This window comes from Flavobacterium sp., assembly GCF_044339515.1.
GTDB lineage: Bacteria > Bacteroidota > Bacteroidia > Flavobacteriales > Flavobacteriaceae > Flavobacterium.
Map to the genome: position 1 here is coordinate 1 of NZ_JBIIVK010000019.1, position 14,316 is coordinate 14,316.

Genomic DNA, 14,316 nt, shown 5'->3' on the forward strand with positions numbered 1-14,316 from the left:
GAAACACCAACTGCTCGTTTACAAGCTATTCACAACTCACCTGATTTAGCTGCGGCTTTGGTGGATGTATATGTGAATGATGAATTATTGTTAGATAATTTTGCTTTTAGAACGGCCACTCCATTTATCGATGTACCGGCCGGAGTTGAATTAAGTATTGACGTAGCTCCGTCGACAAGTACTTCTTCATCTGAAAGTTTATACAACCTAACTGCTACTTTAGAAGAAGGCGAAACCTATATCTTAGTAGCCAACGGAATCGTAAGCCCAACCGGATATTCAGTTGGTCCAAACTTTGCCATCAATGTATTTGCTCAAGGTCGTGAAGCGGCTTCAAATGCTGCAAACACTGATGTATTGGTAAATCATGGTTCGCCTGATGCTCCAACGGTAGATGTAGTAGAAACTTCTGAACCGGCGGGAACAATTGTAGATAATATTTCTTTCCCTGATTTTGATGGTTATTTAGAATTACCAAATCTTGATTTCACATTAGACGTTCGTGATGAAACAGGAACTGTAACTGTAGCTTCTTACCAAGCTCCATTGCAAACTTTAGGGTTAGATGGTGCTGCCATTACTGTTTTAGCTAGTGGCTTCCTAGATCCTTCTGTAAACAGCGATGGTCCTGCTTTCGGATTGTGGGTGGCTTTAGCTACAGGTGGTGATTTAATTCCTCTACCGGAAATACCATTAAGTGTTGATAGTTTTGGCCTTAATACAATTTCATTGTATCCAAATCCAGCTAGAGAAACTATAAATCTTTCTATCCCATTTGATTATGAAAATTTCAGTGCAACTATATACGATTTGAGTGGAAGACTAGTGAAAACCGTTACTACTCCAACTGCTATTGATATAACAGAATTAAACAGTGGTATGTATATTTTAAATACAACCCTTAACGATCTTAGTTTTAATCAAAAGTTTGTTAAAAACTAAGCATTTTTCAAACCAATAGTTATTGAAGGGTCATCAGCAATGATGGCCTTTCGATTTTTAAAAGAATTTAAACTATTCTTCCTCATCATACTGCAACTCGATAATTAATTGTTCCGTACGTCTCATTTTTGTATCATTAATATCAATATTCATCTCACGTAAAGTTTCAATTCTATGTGGTATGCCCGGGTTGAAATAATACTCAAAAACATTGTTATCGTTGATTGTGAAAATCGCATTTTGAAGCATTTTATCTGCTTGGTCATTTTCAATTTTCATTCTTTTGAAAACATCGCGTATTAATTTATTAGTATCCTCTGGATCTAAATTTAGCTCTTGTTTCATGATGCAAAAGCCTTCTTCATGGTCAACACTGCTGAAGGTTAATTTCCCTTTTCCTTTGATGGGTTCACCGCCCAAAAGATTTGGCAATTCATCTTCATATAAAAAAGGTTCGGCATAATCAAACTCAACTCCCATTGGGTAATGAAAATATTGCAATTCTTTTAAAATTATACCCTCTACACCTTCTTTAGAACTGTACATTTCTTGCATCGGTTGTAACGTTTCTTCGAGTTGTTTTTTAAGCTTTTTGTTATCTTTACCTAAGACGGAAATCAAATCGTTAAACATGTCTTTCATGGTTTTACTGATTTCTTTCCAGTTTACAACTTCAACAAAGTCTCCAACTTCTGAGGTTTTATAAATAATTTCAGTCACAGAATACTTAGAAAATTTTTCTGCCAGTTCATCAGGAATTTGATAGGTGTCTTTGAGTTCGTTTTCATAACTCCATCGAATGGTGTAGGAATCTGCCGTTGAATCAATAACCGTAAAATTAGCCATATACGATTGATTTTCTTCTTTCATTTGATTATCCTTGTCCCATTTTTTGATAATTTTTGTAATTTTAAAATCATAACTGTCGCCTACAGACCAATAGGAAACAAAAGCTACTTTGGTACTGTCTGTTTGAGAAAATACTAGTAAAGAAAGTAAGGAAAGGAATAGCGTGCAGATGAATTTCATATAAAACGGATTAAAAATTAAAAGCGGTTAAAAAATGGTAAAATATATACTTAAAAAATATCACTATCTCCTTTGCCTTCACGAATCACAACCGGTTCACCTTCCGATAAGTCAATAATGGTGGAAGGTTGATTGTCACCATAGCCACCATCAACTACAACATCAACAAGGTTTTGCCATTTTTCAAATATGAGTTCGGGATCGGTAGAATATTCCAACACTTCATCGTCGTCATGAATAGAAGTAGATACTATTGGATTACCAAGTTGTTTTACGATTTCAAGCACAATGTTATTATCCGGAACACGAATACCAACTGTTTTCTTTTTTTTGAATTCTTTTGGTAGATTGTTATTTCCGGGAAGAATAAATGTATAAGGTCCGGGCAATGTTCGTTTTAGAATCTTAAAAGTAGGCGTATCAATTTGTTTAACATAATCGGAAAGATTACTTAAATCATGGCAAATGAACGAAAAATTTGCCTTTTCGAGTTTGATCCCTTTTATTTTGGCTATGCGTTCCAAAGCTTTGGTGTTGGTAATATCGCATCCCAAACCATACACCGTATCAGTGGGATAAATAACCAACCCACCCTCTTTTAATACGCGTACTACTTTTGCAATAGCCGCTTCGTTTGGATTCTCGGAATAAATTTTAATAAATTGAGCCATGGCACAAATTTAAACAAGTTACTAATTATAAGAGCTACAATCGTTGGTATTTTTCAAAATAAAAAAAACCCTGCCGAAGCAAGGTTTTTATATTTATTGTTGTTGATGATTATTGCTCGGCAACAATTTCGTAAGGCAATTCAATGACAACGTTTCTGTGTAAACGAACGGTTGCATTGTATTTTCCTGTTCTTTTTACAGTTCCTGAAGTGACAAATTTTCTATCGATAGCGTGTCCTGCTTTTTCTAAAGCCTCAACAATATCGATGTTGGTAATTGAACCAAATAATTTTTCACCACCTGCTTTTGCAGTAATTTTGATATCCAAAGCTTTTAATGTCTCTGCTAATTTCTTAGCATCATCCACTAATTTTTGCTCTTTGTGAGCTTTTTGCTTTAAATTTTCAGCTAATACTTTTTTAGCAGAAGGAGTTGCTAGAGCAGCAAATCCTTGTGGAATTAAAAAGTTTCTGCCGTAACCCGGTTTTACCGTTACGATATCATCTTTAAAACCTAAATTTTGAACGTCTTGTTTTAAGATTAGTTCCATGTTGATGTCCTTTTTTGTAGAAGTTAGTCTCGTTGAGTAACAACGAGACAACAACTTAATTAATGATTATTTTAATAAATCCGCCACATAAGGCATTAATGCTAAATGTCTAGCTCTTTTTACAGCAACTGACACTTTTCTTTGGTATTTTAAAGAAGTTCCTGTTAAACGTCTTGGTAAAATTTTACCTTGCTCGTTTACGAATTTCAATAAAAAGTCTGCATCTTTATAGTCAATGTATTTAATACCTGACTTTTTGAAACGACAGTATTTTTTGATTTTGTTCGTATCTATGTTCAAAGGAGTAAGATATCTGATATCTCCTTCTTTTTTTCCTTTTGCTGATTGCTCGATTGTTGACATAGTAATTACGCTTTAACTTTTAATTTTTCTCTTCTTCTTTCTGCCCAAGAAATAGCGTGTTTGTCTAAACTTACAGTTAAGAAACGCATAATTCTCTCGTCACGTCTTAATTCTGTTTCAAAACTTAAGATGCTTTCCGCAGGTGCTTTGAATTCGAATAAGTGATAAAAACCACTTTTCTTGTGTTGGATTTCGTAGGCTAATTTTTTCAGCCCCCAATCCTCTTTTGATACCATCTGTGCCCCTTTGGACGTAAGAAAATCTTCGAATTTGCTTACTGTTTCCTTTACCTGTTGTTCAGATAAAACGGGATTCAAGATGAAAACAGCTTCATAATGATTCATGATAATTTACTTTAAAATTGTTAAATTGGGTGCAAAAGTAAGAATTTAATTTTAATAACCAAGTATAATGCACAAATAATCGACATAAGGTAAAAAAGTTCGAAAAAAATTAGTTTTTATCGATGAAATGCACTACGTTTGCTCTACCAAATCTATAATAAATCGAATTATGAAACTAAATTGTGTCGTAGTCGATGACAGTTCTATCCAAAGAATGATCATCACCAAGTTAGTGAATAATCACCAAAGTTTGCATCTTGTGGGTGATTTCTCTAACGCTATTGAAGCAAAGAGCTGTATGTCGATACACTCTGTTGACCTTATTTTTCTTGACATCGAAATGCCCATTATTAATGGTTTCGATTTTCTTGATGGTTTAAAAAACAAACCACAAATCATTTTTATCACTTCAAAAGCGGATTATGCCGTGAAAGCTTTTGATTATGATGCCACCGATTACTTACAAAAACCAATTTCTGTTGATCGTTTCGATTCTGCTGTTAAAAGAGCAATCGATATGCACAAATTGAGAAATGAAGTTTCTGAAGAAGAAGGCGATTACATCTTTATTAAAAGTAATCTAAAAAAATTAAAAGTATTCACTTCTAAAATTAAGTGGATTGAAGCGTATGGTGACTATGTAAAAGTAGTAACCGACGAAGACAGCAACTTGGTTCTTTCTACCATGAAATCGTTTGAAAATGATTTGTCTAAAGACCGATTCCTTCGTGTACACAAATCATTTATCGTGAACATTGATAAAATTGAACGATTCAATAGTAAGTTTGCCGAAATTGGTGTAACCAAAATTCCTTTAAGCCGGAACAAAAAAGACGATTTGAAGAAAGCTTTAGCAATTGCCTAACCAAAATCAACATTTACTACAAGCTTCACGGATCTATATTGCGAAATAACATCAAAACTATTCAGTATTTTCTGGATAGTTTTTTTTGTGCTTTGTGGCGAAACCGTATCCGGAATTTTAATCACGATTGTTCGGATATATTCATTTCTGATTTTGCTCACAGCAGGTTCCTCCGGTCCTAAGACAGGCATTTTGAGATGTTGACTCAATACTTGGTACAACCACATTGAACTTTCTTTCACTTTTTCATATTCTTTATGACGAAGTGTGATTTTAATAAGCTTGAAAAAAGGCGGATATTTAAAGATTTGTCGCTCATACAATTGTTCTTTAAACATTCCTTTATAATCATTGTGTGTTACTTGCTGAATCGTATTGTGGCTTGGATTATAGGTTTGAATCACCACTTTTCCTCTTTTTTCCGCTCTTCCTGCCCTACCCGACACTTGAGCCATCATTTGATAACTGCGTTCAAAAGCTCTAAAATCTGGAAAATAAAGCATATTATCTGCATTTAAAATCCCAACCAAACTTACATTGTCAAAATCCAAACCTTTGGCAAGCATCTGTGTGCCAACCAAAATATCAACTTCTCGATTTTGGAATTTATCGATAATGGTATCATATCCAAATTTTCCTCTTGTAGTATCTTGATCCATTCGCAGGATTTTTTTGTTTGGGAAAAGTGTAGCCAATTCCAGTTCAATTTGCTCCGTTCCAAAACCTTTTGTGGTTAAATCCACACTGGAACATTGATGACAATTGGTCGGTTTGGCAATCGAGTGGCCGCAATAATGACATCGAAGTTGGTTTTTATATTTATGATAGGTTAAACTCACATCGCAATTCGGGCACTGCGGAATGTGTCCACACGTCATACATTCCAACAAAGGAGCATACCCTCTTCTGTTTTGAAAAAGTATTACTTGTTCGCCTAATGACAACGCAGTAGTAATTTCTTCAATCAACGAATCACTAAAATGACCGTTCATTTGTTTGCGGAAATACTTGTCTTTTAAATCTACTAAAATAACCTCCGGCAAGGGCGTATTATTGAACCGTTCAAATAGCTCAACCAACGCATATTTTTGACTTTGTGTATTATAATAGGTTTCCAAACTTGGTGTGGCCGAACCCAAAAGCACTTTTGCTTGATGAAATTTAGCCAAAACCGTCACGGCATCCCGAGCATGATAACGTGGAGCCGGATCAGTTTGTTTGAAATTTTGTTCGTGTTCTTCATCCACAATCACTAAACCCAAATCGGAAAAAGGTAAAAACATGGCTGACCGTGCTCCAATAACCACTTGTGCTTTGGTAGAATTTTGCAAAACCTGATTCCACACCTCCACTCGTTCATTGTTACTGTATTTGGAATGGAAAACGGCAACTTTATTACCAAAAAACTTTCGCAAACGAGAAACTAATTGCGTAGTGAGTGCAATTTCGGGCAAAAGAAATAAAATCTGCTTGCCGGTTTTCATCGTTTCTTGAATAAGTTTACTGTAGATTTCTGTTTTACCACTAGAGGTCACTCCGTGTAATAAACAAACATCTTTGGTTGCGAAATGGTTCTTGATTTCATCCAAAGCTTTTTGTTGTGATTGACTTAATGAAAGGTGTTTAGCATTTTCAGCTTCATTGAAATCTGTTCTATCCTGAATGAGGTGGTATTCTTCAAATACTTCTTTTTCAATCAACTTTTTTAATACACTGGAGTTGGACGACGCAAAATCAATTAGTTGTTTCGCAGAAATTGGTTTCTTTTCCGTAGCATTTAGCTGAAAATAACTTAATAAAAGTTCTTTTTGTTTTTCTGCTTTGATGGAATTCAATAGTTCATTCAAACGTTCATCCGTGGAGTAATTCAGATGAAGTTTGATATATCTTACTAATTTAGGTTTATAGGTTTCGTGCATTTCTTCTTGAAGAGCCACTACCTTTTTATCAATTAATTTTTGAAGAACCGGAAAGACATTCTTTTTATTGAGAATTGAAATAACATCACTCACTTTTAGAGAACTTTGGTGTTGAAGAGCTTCAAATACTAAAAATTCATCATCGGATAAAGCTTTTTCATCAACTAATTCACCTTGCTTTAATGAAATTACCGTCTCACTTTCCAACAAAAATCCAGAAGGTAACGCTGCTCGATAAACCTCTCCGATGGAACACATATAATACGACGCAATCCACTGCCAATGTTTTAATTGTATATCATTTACAATTGAATTTTCATCTAAAATCTGATGAATTTCTTTGGCCTCGTATAAGGTGGGCGGATTTTGATGGGTTTCGATGGCAAGAGCCGTATACATTTTACTTTTCCCAAACGGAACGGCAATTCGCATACCGGGTTTAATATACTTAAACTCAGCTTCCGAAACTTGATAAGTAAAGGTTTTATCGAGTGCTAAAGGCAAAATAACTTCGACGAAGTGCAACATAATCAGGCAATTAATTCATTAAAAAGCACTTAATCAAAAAGATTTTTCCTTTTTAACTTGTTGATGGTGGCATTCAATTCAAAACCAAGTAGCAGAATCATGCAGTTAATCCAAATGTAAAACATTAAAATTAAAAGCGTTCCGATAGAGCCGTAAAGTTCGTTATACTTGGCAAATTTTACAACATAAATTCCGAAAACATACGAAGATAAAAGAATCAAAATAGTAGTAAAAACCGAACCTATACTAATAAAAGATATCTTTGAGGTTTCTTTTGCTCCAAACTTAAACAGTAAAGAAGTTGTGATTAAAATCATTAAAATAACAAAACCATAACGGGTAATTTCTATCAAGGAAATATTAGCATCAACCATTTCGTGGAGTTGTATTTTTTGAATAATTACCTCAGAAACCACGATAGCCGCAACCGTTACAATTAGAATGATTGAAAAAAGAAGTGACATCCCTAATGCAACAATATATTGTCTAATAAAACTTCGCGAAATAGTGATGTGATAAGACGTTTCAAATCCTCCTAAAATGGCATTAATTCCGTTTGACATTAGAAAGATGGAAAGAATAAAACCCGATGAAAGAAGTCCTTTGTAGCTGTTATTTAAAATATCATCAATAATGGTTTTAATTGCTTCAAAAGTATTGGGTGGCACTCCTTCGGATACAAATTGTAAAAAATCGTCTTGAAAATTTTCAATCGGAATAAACGGAATCAAGTTTAAAATAAACAATGCAAACGGAAACAAAGCCATGAAAAAGCTAAAGGCAATGGCTCCGGCACGATACGAAAACGCTCCTTGTGCAATTCCGATGATGTATAATTCCATTAAATCATAGAATGACAAACCTTCTAACCAGGGCAGTTTGATGCTTTTCATTAACCGAACTACGTGGTTAATGACCGGTATTTTTTCAAGTTTTTGTTCTATTTCTAATGACATGTTTTTGTCTAAGTCAATTTATTTTATGTACATTTTTGTTTTGGAACGCGGATTTAACGGATTTGCTTCGCAAAACGCTGCTTTCAAAAGATTTTAATAGCTTCGTTATAATTGATTTTCACGGATTTTCTGAAAACTGAAACTGCGACTGAGTACTCCCACCCCCTCAAAAAGCCTTCAAACTCAAATCCATATTATACACCGAATGCGTCAAAGCACCGGATGAAATGTAATTGACCCCACATTCTGCATAATGACGAATGGTTTTTTCGTTGATGTTACCTGAACTTTCAGTGAGGCATTGGTTGCCAATTAAAGCAACTGCTTCCTTAGTCATTTCATAATCAAAATTGTCTAATAAAATACGATAAACACCACCACTGTTGAGAATTTCCTCTACTTCATCAAGGTTTCTAGCTTCAACAATGATTTTTAAATCCAATTTATTTTCAGATAAATAATCTTTCGTCTTTTGAATTGCCTTTGAAATTCCACCGGCAAAATCATTGTGATTGTCTTTTAGCATAATCATATCATACAAGGCAAAGCGATGATTTTCACCACCACCAATTTTTACCGCCCATTTTTCTGCTGCCCGAAATCCGGGAGTAGTTTTTCGGGTATCTAGTACTTTAGTGGAGGTTCCTTCCAATAAATCCACATACATTTTAGTTTTGGTGGCAATCGCACTCATGCGTTGGATCGAATTGAGTACCAATCGTTCCGCTTTTAAAATCGATTGCGAACTTCCCGAAACATGAAAAACAATGTCACCGTAGTTTACTGAACTTCCATCTTGAATAAAGGTTTCTACTTTTAAATCGGCATCCACATGGTTAAAAATCATTTTTGCAAATTCTACGCCTGCTATAATTCCTTTGTCTTTGACCAAAAGTTTTGCTTTTCCTTGAGCGGTAGAAGGAATACAAGCCAATGAACTGTGATCGCCCTCCCCGATATCTTCTCGTATTCCGTTTTGTATGATGAGTTGAAGTTCGTTTTGAAATTGTGCTTCTGTAATCATAAATATAAATGTATCGAATGGCTAAAATAGGAAATCGTTTCGTTTTTCTGTTACTTTTTTACATAAAAAAACCACGAAATTCGTGGTTGTATTTTTTATTTATTATGCGATTTATTTCTTTTTCTTCACTTCGCAGGTACTTTTTCCAACCAAAGCATAAAGCGGACAGAATGTGGCAAAAGCCGTAATGATTAAAATTGAACTTACGCCTAAAACAATCCATTGCACCAAATTATTTTCAATGGCACCGGACATAAAAAGAATTAGCAGAATAATGCCAAACATTACCCTAACAAAGCGATCAGTGTTGCCTACATTTTTTTTCATAATCATCAAATTATTTGTTTTTGGATTATAAAAATAGGAAAAAAAATGTTATAAAAATGTATTTTCTACAAAATTAGTTCGCTTCAACCACCGGTCCGTTCCATTCAGAAATACCTCCGAGTAAATTATATGTCTTTTCAAAACCGAGTTGTTGCATAACTTGACACGCTTTTGCACTGCGGCTTCCGGCATGGCAATAAACGTAATAAGTTTTTGATTTATCTAATTCTTCCAAGCTATAAATAAAGCCTTGTCCTTTATAAATATCTATGTTGATGGCATTTGGAATAATTCCTCGCTCAAATTCTTCCGGTGTACGCACATCTAAAATAACGGCGTTTTCGTCGCTTTGGGCATCGGCCCACCATTGTTCTTGTTGTAGATTCATATTTTTTAAGGTGCTAAAGGACTAAGGTTCTAAGGTGCTAAGGTTCTAAGGTACTGAGGTGCTGAGGTGTTAAGGTTATAAAAAGGCAAATCTAGTAAATTTAACTTAGTTCCTTAGTACCTTAGCAACTTAGAACCTTTTCTTATGCTTTTATAGAACAACCAATCGCTTTGGTTGTTTTTACTTTCACTTCTTGATTTTTTAATAAGGCATCTACGGCATTTTGAACATATTTTTGTTCAACAGCTGTTTCATCACTATGATTATCGTCGATTGCACCAATATATTTTACCACATTTCCTTTGTCTGTTTTTTGTAAAACATAAACATGAGGTGTTTTGGTTGCACCGTACTGCGGATAAATTTTTTGTCCATCATCAAACAAATAAGGAAAAGTGAATCCTTTTTCTTTGGCTCTCACTTTCATTTTTTCAAAGCTATCGTCTTTTTGTTTTTCAGGATTATTTGGATTGATGGCAATCACCGGATAACCTAACTTTTTGTATTTTTTATCTAAATCAATAATTCTGTCTTCATAAGCAATAGCATATGGACAATGATTGCAGGTAAAAATGACAATAAAGCCCTTGGCTTCTTTATAATCTTTTAACGAAACCATTTTATTATCTACATTTTTTAGGGAAAAATCGGTGGCAATCGAACCAATTTCGTAACCGGCAGATTTACTTGTGTTAAAAGCCGTTATCAATCCGGCAGCAAGCACTAAAAGGGCAATTTTAAACTTTTTCATAGTTTTAATTTTAGTTGATGAATGATTTTATTTCTGTTTCTAATTCTTCTTCTGTGAACGATTGCTCATAAAATTTACGTTTTTCATTTCTATAAATAATTGTTGCAGGAATGGCTCCTGACCACTCTTTTGCAACTTTTTCAATCCAAGTATTGGCATCGGGATCATTGAGCACTACAACTTCGGCTTGTAAATTTTTGTTTTTAATAAATGGAATCACGCGACTTTCAATCATTTTGGGAAAATCTAAACTTACCAAAATCATTTTGAACTTTTCTTTTTTGTACTTTTTATTCATTTTTTCAAAATGAGGTAATTCTTTCACACAAGGAACACACCATGTTGCCCAAAAATTAATCACATAAAGGGTGTCATTCTCTTGATTCAAAAACGGTTGCAATCCATCAAAGTTATAGGATTTCAAAGTAATTCCATCTTTTTCATATATTTTTAATGGCTTATTCTGTGTAAAGCCATTCAGTGTAATAAAAAAATGAACTATAATTAAAACTATACAACTTTTATAATTTTGCATCGTCTAAGGATTATTATATAAAATTAAACCTTCCTCGTCCCTCTTAAAAATCTTTAACAAAAATTTAATAGACATTTGTATATACAATTAAAAAATAGAATTACATTTGTACGTACAAATTTTGTAATTACAAATGAAGATAGAAGAAATCATCAAATCCAATTCACCCATCAGCATTGAAAAGCGGACTGTGTTAAACATCATGTTCACTCAAAATGTGATTGCTGATGCATTTAATGAGATTTTAAAATCCTTTGATTTGTCTGTTGAACAATTTAATGTGTTACGAATTCTCCGTGGGCAAAAAGGAAAGCCTGCCAACATGTGCGTCATTCAAGAACGCATGATTGCTAAAACAAGCAACACAACCCGATTGGTTGATAAACTACTTTTAAAAGGTTTAGTAAACAGAGAAGTTTGTGAACAAAACAGACGCAAAATGGAAATCACCATTACTGAAAAAGGATTAAAACTATTAACTGAATTAGACCCAAAAATTGAAGCACACGAAAAATTATTTAGTTTTAATTTATCTCCTGAAGAATTAGAAAATTTGAACAATTTATTAGAAAAATACAGAACGATTTAATTTAAAAAAAATGAGCGACTTTATTACCAATCAAAAATGGCGTTATGCTACCAAAAAATTCGATGCGTCCAAAAAAATTTCTTCGGAAGATTTAGAAACATTGAAAGAGGCAATTCAATTGAGTACTTCTTCATACGGATTACAACCGTATAAAATATTTATAATCGAAAATCCTGAGTTAAGAGCAAAAATTCAGCCTGCTGCATGGGGTCAATCCCAAATTGTAGATGCTTCACAGCTGATTGTTTTCGCAAATATTACTAACTTTGGTGAAACTGAGATTGACAGTTATATCCATCTTATGGCGGAAACCAGAGGAATTACTGTTGAAAGTGTGAAAGCCTATGCCGATTTTATGAAAATGAAAATTACAGGTTTACCGGAAGAACAACGCAATGTGTGGACCTCTAAACAAACTTACTTGGCTTTAGCGAATTTAATGAATGCAGCGGCAGAATTAAAAATAGATGTAACACCGATGGAAGGTTTTGAGCCGGAAAAAGTGAATGAAATTTTAGGATTTCCCGAATTAGGATTACATGCTTCTCTACTAGCTACCATTGGCTATCGTCATAAAGAAGATGCCACACAACATTATGCAAAAGTGCGTAAGCCCAAAAATGAATTATTTATCAATTTATAATCAATAACCTTAAACAATGAAATCAATGAAAAATTTAAAAACAATTACCTTGGCATTATTCGTAGCGGCTACCACATTTACAGCGACTGCTCAAAACAAAAAAATCAACGTAGAAAAAAGTAAAATCACGTGGATTGGAAAAAAAGTAACCGGACAACATGACGGAACAATCAATTTTAACTCAGGAACATTGGTTTTTGACGGAAAAAAATTAAAAGGAGGCTCTTTTGAAGTAAACATGACTTCAATAACTGTTGCAGATTTGCAAGCTGGTAAAGGTAAAGAAAAACTAGAAGGTCATTTGAAAGCCGATGATTTCTTTGGTGTGGATAAATTTGCTACGTCAACTTTAGAATTTAAAACCATTGCTGCTAAAGGCGGTGATATTTATACTGTTACAGCTGATTTAACTATCAAAGGTAAAACATTACCGGTAACTTTTGATTTAGCTATCGGAAACGGAACAGCCAGAGCTGCATTTAAAGTGGATAGAACTAAATATGGAATTCAGTATGGTTCAGGAAGCTTTTTTGACAACTTAGGTGATAAAGCGATCAACGATGAATTTGAATTAACCGTATCATTAGTTTACTAAAAAAATAATGGGAAAAATTGCTAAATCCTGATGCGAAAGTATCGGGATTTTTTTTGTTTTATAGCTTAATTTATTTCTATTTTTACTTTCGAATTTTATCATATGAAAAAAGTAGTCATCATTGACAATTACGACAGTTTTACCTATAATTTGGTTCATTATTTAGAAGATTTGAATTGCCAAGTTACGGTCTATAGAAATGATGAATTTGAATTAAAGGAGCTTGAAAAATTCGATAAAATATTGCTTTCACCCGGTCCGGGATTACCTTCTGATGCCGGATTGCTTAAACAAGTTATTACAACTTATTCCAACTCTAAAAGCATTTTAGGTGTTTGTTTAGGACTTCAAGCAATAGCTGAAATATTTGGTGGTAAATTACTTAATTTAAACAAAGTGCATCATGGGAAATCTTCTGAAATCACTATTGTTTCAGAAGATGAACTTTTTAATGGTTTACCCAAAAACATTCAAGTAGGACGATACCATTCTTGGGTCATGGATCCAGATTTAATTCCGGAAGTTTTAGAAGTAACTTCGGTTGATGAAGAACAACAAATCATGTCCATCAAACACAAACATTTAGATGTTAAAGGCGTGCAATTTCACCCGGAAAGTATTTTAACTCCTTTTGGAAAAGAAATTTTAACAAATTGGGTGGAGAATTAATCATAATTGTAACTTTTTGTAAAAGTCCACGTATAAAAGTTGTAACCAAACCAAAACTCAATTTATGGAATTTCTTGAAGGATTAGATCCGTTATTAAAAAGCTACTGGTACATTGCGTTGCCAACAAGTTTATTCTTTTTACTACAAACCGTTTTAACTTTTATAGGATTTGGCGGTGCAGATGCAGATGTTGATATAGCAGAAGGACACGATTCGGCAGATGCTCCTTTTGAATTGTTTTCACTTAGAAACCTCATCAATTTTTTATTAGGTTTCAGTTGGACCGGTATTTCATTGTATGACAGCATCGAAAACAAAACTGTTTTGATTATCCTCTCAGTTGCTGTGGGAATTATATTCATCGGACTATTCTTTTTCCTTATCAAACAAATACTAAAACTAGGAGAAGACAACTCGTTTAAATTTGAAAATACCATCAATCAAACGGCTACGGTATATTTAACAATTCCCGAATCAAAATCAGGTGTTGGCAAAGTACAAATCAGTGTAAAAGGTTCGTTTCACGAATTGCAAGCCATGACAGAAGCCTCCGAAAAAATAGCGACCGGAAGCCTCGTGAAAATTAAAAGTGTTGAAAATAATATTTTAATCGTTGATAAACTTTAA

19 protein-coding genes are annotated in these 14,316 nt (G+C 33.9%); 7 read left to right on the plus strand and 12 right to left on the minus strand.

All coding sequences use genetic code 11. From position 1 onward, the window contains the following. The coding region (locus ACIQ0M_RS06940) for a DUF4397 domain-containing protein (RefSeq protein WP_396151098.1) at positions 1-942 on the plus strand (942 nt) is incomplete at its 5' end. A 72-nt stretch (positions 943-1,014) separates the two neighbouring features. On the opposite strand, the gene ACIQ0M_RS06945 is transcribed toward ACIQ0M_RS06940, so the two are convergent. From ACIQ0M_RS06945 to rpsF, 5 genes are all read right to left on the minus strand, one after another. Continuing rightward, positions 1,015-1,971: a hypothetical protein gene (locus ACIQ0M_RS06945; RefSeq protein WP_396151100.1), complete on the minus strand. Its 957-nt coding sequence runs from the start codon at positions 1,969-1,971 to the stop codon at positions 1,015-1,017. Positions 1,972-2,021: 50 nt separating this feature from the next. After that, the gene (locus ACIQ0M_RS06950; protein WP_396151102.1) at positions 2,022-2,642 is read right to left on the minus strand and encodes an L-threonylcarbamoyladenylate synthase; all 621 of its coding nucleotides are present in this window, start codon (positions 2,640-2,642) and stop codon (positions 2,022-2,024) included. 109 nt (positions 2,643-2,751) lie between these two features. Further along, a complete protein-coding gene (gene rplI / locus ACIQ0M_RS06955; RefSeq protein WP_396151104.1) occupies positions 2,752-3,192 on the minus strand; it encodes a 50S ribosomal protein L9 in 441 nt (146 codons plus the stop codon). 66 nt (positions 3,193-3,258) lie between these two features. Further along, a complete protein-coding gene (gene rpsR / locus ACIQ0M_RS06960; protein WP_026711263.1) occupies positions 3,259-3,555 on the minus strand; it encodes a 30S ribosomal protein S18 in 297 nt (98 codons plus the stop codon). 5 nt (positions 3,556-3,560) lie between these two features. Further along, positions 3,561-3,899 carry a 30S ribosomal protein S6 gene (rpsF, locus tag ACIQ0M_RS06965; protein ID WP_396151106.1) on the minus strand — a complete coding sequence of 113 codons (339 nt, stop codon included), beginning with the start codon at positions 3,897-3,899 and terminating at the stop codon, positions 3,561-3,563. A 169-nt stretch (positions 3,900-4,068) separates the two neighbouring features. On the opposite strand from rpsF, the gene ACIQ0M_RS06970 reads away from it, so the two are divergent. Then, the gene (locus ACIQ0M_RS06970; protein WP_291095176.1) at positions 4,069-4,764 is read left to right on the plus strand and encodes a LytTR family DNA-binding domain-containing protein; all 696 of its coding nucleotides are present in this window, start codon (positions 4,069-4,071) and stop codon (positions 4,762-4,764) included. Here ACIQ0M_RS06970 and priA read toward each other — a convergent pair. The 7 genes from priA to ACIQ0M_RS07005 all read right to left on the minus strand — a co-directional run bounded on the left by priA (position 4,761) and on the right by ACIQ0M_RS07005 (position 11,192). Next, complete coding sequence (gene priA / locus ACIQ0M_RS06975; protein ID WP_396151109.1) at positions 4,761-7,211, minus strand: primosomal protein N'; 2,451 nt, start codon at positions 7,209-7,211, stop codon at positions 4,761-4,763. The genes ACIQ0M_RS06970 and priA overlap by 4 nt on opposite strands. A 29-nt stretch (positions 7,212-7,240) precedes the next feature. After that, positions 7,241-8,167 carry a YihY/virulence factor BrkB family protein gene (locus ACIQ0M_RS06980; RefSeq protein ID WP_396151110.1) on the minus strand — a complete coding sequence of 309 codons (927 nt, stop codon included), beginning with the start codon at positions 8,165-8,167 and terminating at the stop codon, positions 7,241-7,243. A gap of 166 nt (positions 8,168-8,333) precedes the next feature. Further along, the gene (gene nadC, locus ACIQ0M_RS06985) at positions 8,334-9,191 is read right to left on the minus strand and encodes a carboxylating nicotinate-nucleotide diphosphorylase (protein WP_396151111.1); all 858 of its coding nucleotides are present in this window, start codon (positions 9,189-9,191) and stop codon (positions 8,334-8,336) included. A 111-nt stretch (positions 9,192-9,302) separates the two neighbouring features. After that, a complete protein-coding gene (locus ACIQ0M_RS06990) occupies positions 9,303-9,518 on the minus strand; it encodes a DUF2892 domain-containing protein (RefSeq protein WP_396151113.1) in 216 nt (71 codons plus the stop codon). A gap of 73 nt (positions 9,519-9,591) precedes the next feature. Further along, positions 9,592-9,906: a rhodanese-like domain-containing protein gene (locus tag ACIQ0M_RS06995; RefSeq protein ID WP_396151115.1), complete on the minus strand. Its 315-nt coding sequence runs from the start codon at positions 9,904-9,906 to the stop codon at positions 9,592-9,594. A 142-nt stretch (positions 9,907-10,048) separates the two neighbouring features. Continuing rightward, on the minus strand, positions 10,049-10,657 hold the full coding sequence (locus ACIQ0M_RS07000) for a thioredoxin family protein (protein ID WP_396151117.1): 609 nt from the start codon (positions 10,655-10,657) through the stop codon (positions 10,049-10,051). A 10-nt stretch (positions 10,658-10,667) separates the two neighbouring features. Next, positions 10,668-11,192 carry a TlpA disulfide reductase family protein gene (locus tag ACIQ0M_RS07005; RefSeq protein ID WP_396151119.1) on the minus strand — a complete coding sequence of 175 codons (525 nt, stop codon included), beginning with the start codon at positions 11,190-11,192 and terminating at the stop codon, positions 10,668-10,670. 133 nt (positions 11,193-11,325) lie between these two features. On the opposite strand from ACIQ0M_RS07005, the gene ACIQ0M_RS07010 reads away from it, so the two are divergent. The 5 genes from ACIQ0M_RS07010 to ACIQ0M_RS07030 all read left to right on the plus strand — a co-directional run bounded on the left by ACIQ0M_RS07010 (position 11,326) and on the right by ACIQ0M_RS07030 (position 14,316). After that, positions 11,326-11,781, plus strand: a complete 456-nt coding sequence (locus tag ACIQ0M_RS07010) for a MarR family winged helix-turn-helix transcriptional regulator (protein WP_396151120.1) — start codon at positions 11,326-11,328, stop codon at positions 11,779-11,781. A gap of 10 nt (positions 11,782-11,791) precedes the next feature. Beyond that, positions 11,792-12,424: an NAD(P)H-dependent oxidoreductase gene (locus tag ACIQ0M_RS07015; RefSeq protein WP_396151122.1), complete on the plus strand. Its 633-nt coding sequence runs from the start codon at positions 11,792-11,794 to the stop codon at positions 12,422-12,424. Positions 12,425-12,449: 25 nt separating this feature from the next. Further along, positions 12,450-13,019 (plus strand): YceI family protein, encoded by a 570-nt coding sequence (locus ACIQ0M_RS07020; RefSeq protein ID WP_396151124.1) that lies wholly within the window; start codon positions 12,450-12,452, stop codon positions 13,017-13,019. Positions 13,020-13,121: 102 nt separating this feature from the next. Further along, complete coding sequence (locus ACIQ0M_RS07025; RefSeq protein WP_396151126.1) at positions 13,122-13,688, plus strand: anthranilate synthase component II; 567 nt, start codon at positions 13,122-13,124, stop codon at positions 13,686-13,688. A gap of 64 nt (positions 13,689-13,752) precedes the next feature. After that, a complete protein-coding gene (locus tag ACIQ0M_RS07030; RefSeq protein WP_396151129.1) occupies positions 13,753-14,316 on the plus strand; it encodes a serine protease in 564 nt (187 codons plus the stop codon).

Excerpts from the sequence above, each read along its gene's own strand:
- rplI (WP_396151104.1), bottom strand. The coding sequence starts at position 3,192 with ATGGAACTAATCTTAAAACAAGACGTTCAAAATTTAGGTTTTAAAGAT.
- priA (WP_396151109.1), bottom strand. The coding sequence starts at position 7,211 with ATGTTGCACTTCGTCGAAGTTATTTTGCCTTTAGCACTCGATAAAACC.
- rpsF (WP_396151106.1), bottom strand. The coding sequence starts at position 3,899 with ATGAATCATTATGAAGCTGTTTTCATCTTGAATCCCGTTTTATCTGAA.
- ACIQ0M_RS06945 (WP_396151100.1), bottom strand. The coding sequence starts at position 1,971 with ATGAAATTCATCTGCACGCTATTCCTTTCCTTACTTTCTTTACTAGTA.
- rpsR (WP_026711263.1), bottom strand. The coding sequence starts at position 3,555 with ATGTCAACAATCGAGCAATCAGCAAAAGGAAAAAAAGAAGGAGATATC.
- ACIQ0M_RS07030 (WP_396151129.1), top strand. The coding sequence starts at position 13,753 with ATGGAATTTCTTGAAGGATTAGATCCGTTATTAAAAAGCTACTGGTAC.
- nadC (WP_396151111.1), bottom strand. The coding sequence starts at position 9,191 with ATGATTACAGAAGCACAATTTCAAAACGAACTTCAACTCATCATACAA.
- ACIQ0M_RS07005 (WP_396151119.1), bottom strand. The coding sequence starts at position 11,192 with ATGCAAAATTATAAAAGTTGTATAGTTTTAATTATAGTTCATTTTTTT.
- ACIQ0M_RS07025 (WP_396151126.1), top strand. The coding sequence starts at position 13,122 with ATGAAAAAAGTAGTCATCATTGACAATTACGACAGTTTTACCTATAAT.
- ACIQ0M_RS07010 (WP_396151120.1), top strand. The coding sequence starts at position 11,326 with ATGAAGATAGAAGAAATCATCAAATCCAATTCACCCATCAGCATTGAA.
- ACIQ0M_RS06970 (WP_291095176.1), top strand. The coding sequence starts at position 4,069 with ATGAAACTAAATTGTGTCGTAGTCGATGACAGTTCTATCCAAAGAATG.
- ACIQ0M_RS07000 (WP_396151117.1), bottom strand. The coding sequence starts at position 10,657 with ATGAAAAAGTTTAAAATTGCCCTTTTAGTGCTTGCTGCCGGATTGATA.
- ACIQ0M_RS06980 (WP_396151110.1), bottom strand. The coding sequence starts at position 8,167 with ATGTCATTAGAAATAGAACAAAAACTTGAAAAAATACCGGTCATTAAC.
- ACIQ0M_RS06950 (WP_396151102.1), bottom strand. The coding sequence starts at position 2,642 with ATGGCTCAATTTATTAAAATTTATTCCGAGAATCCAAACGAAGCGGCT.
- ACIQ0M_RS06990 (WP_396151113.1), bottom strand. The coding sequence starts at position 9,518 with ATGAAAAAAAATGTAGGCAACACTGATCGCTTTGTTAGGGTAATGTTT.
- ACIQ0M_RS06995 (WP_396151115.1), bottom strand. The coding sequence starts at position 9,906 with ATGAATCTACAACAAGAACAATGGTGGGCCGATGCCCAAAGCGACGAA.
- ACIQ0M_RS07015 (WP_396151122.1), top strand. The coding sequence starts at position 11,792 with ATGAGCGACTTTATTACCAATCAAAAATGGCGTTATGCTACCAAAAAA.
- ACIQ0M_RS07020 (WP_396151124.1), top strand. The coding sequence starts at position 12,450 with ATGAAAAATTTAAAAACAATTACCTTGGCATTATTCGTAGCGGCTACC.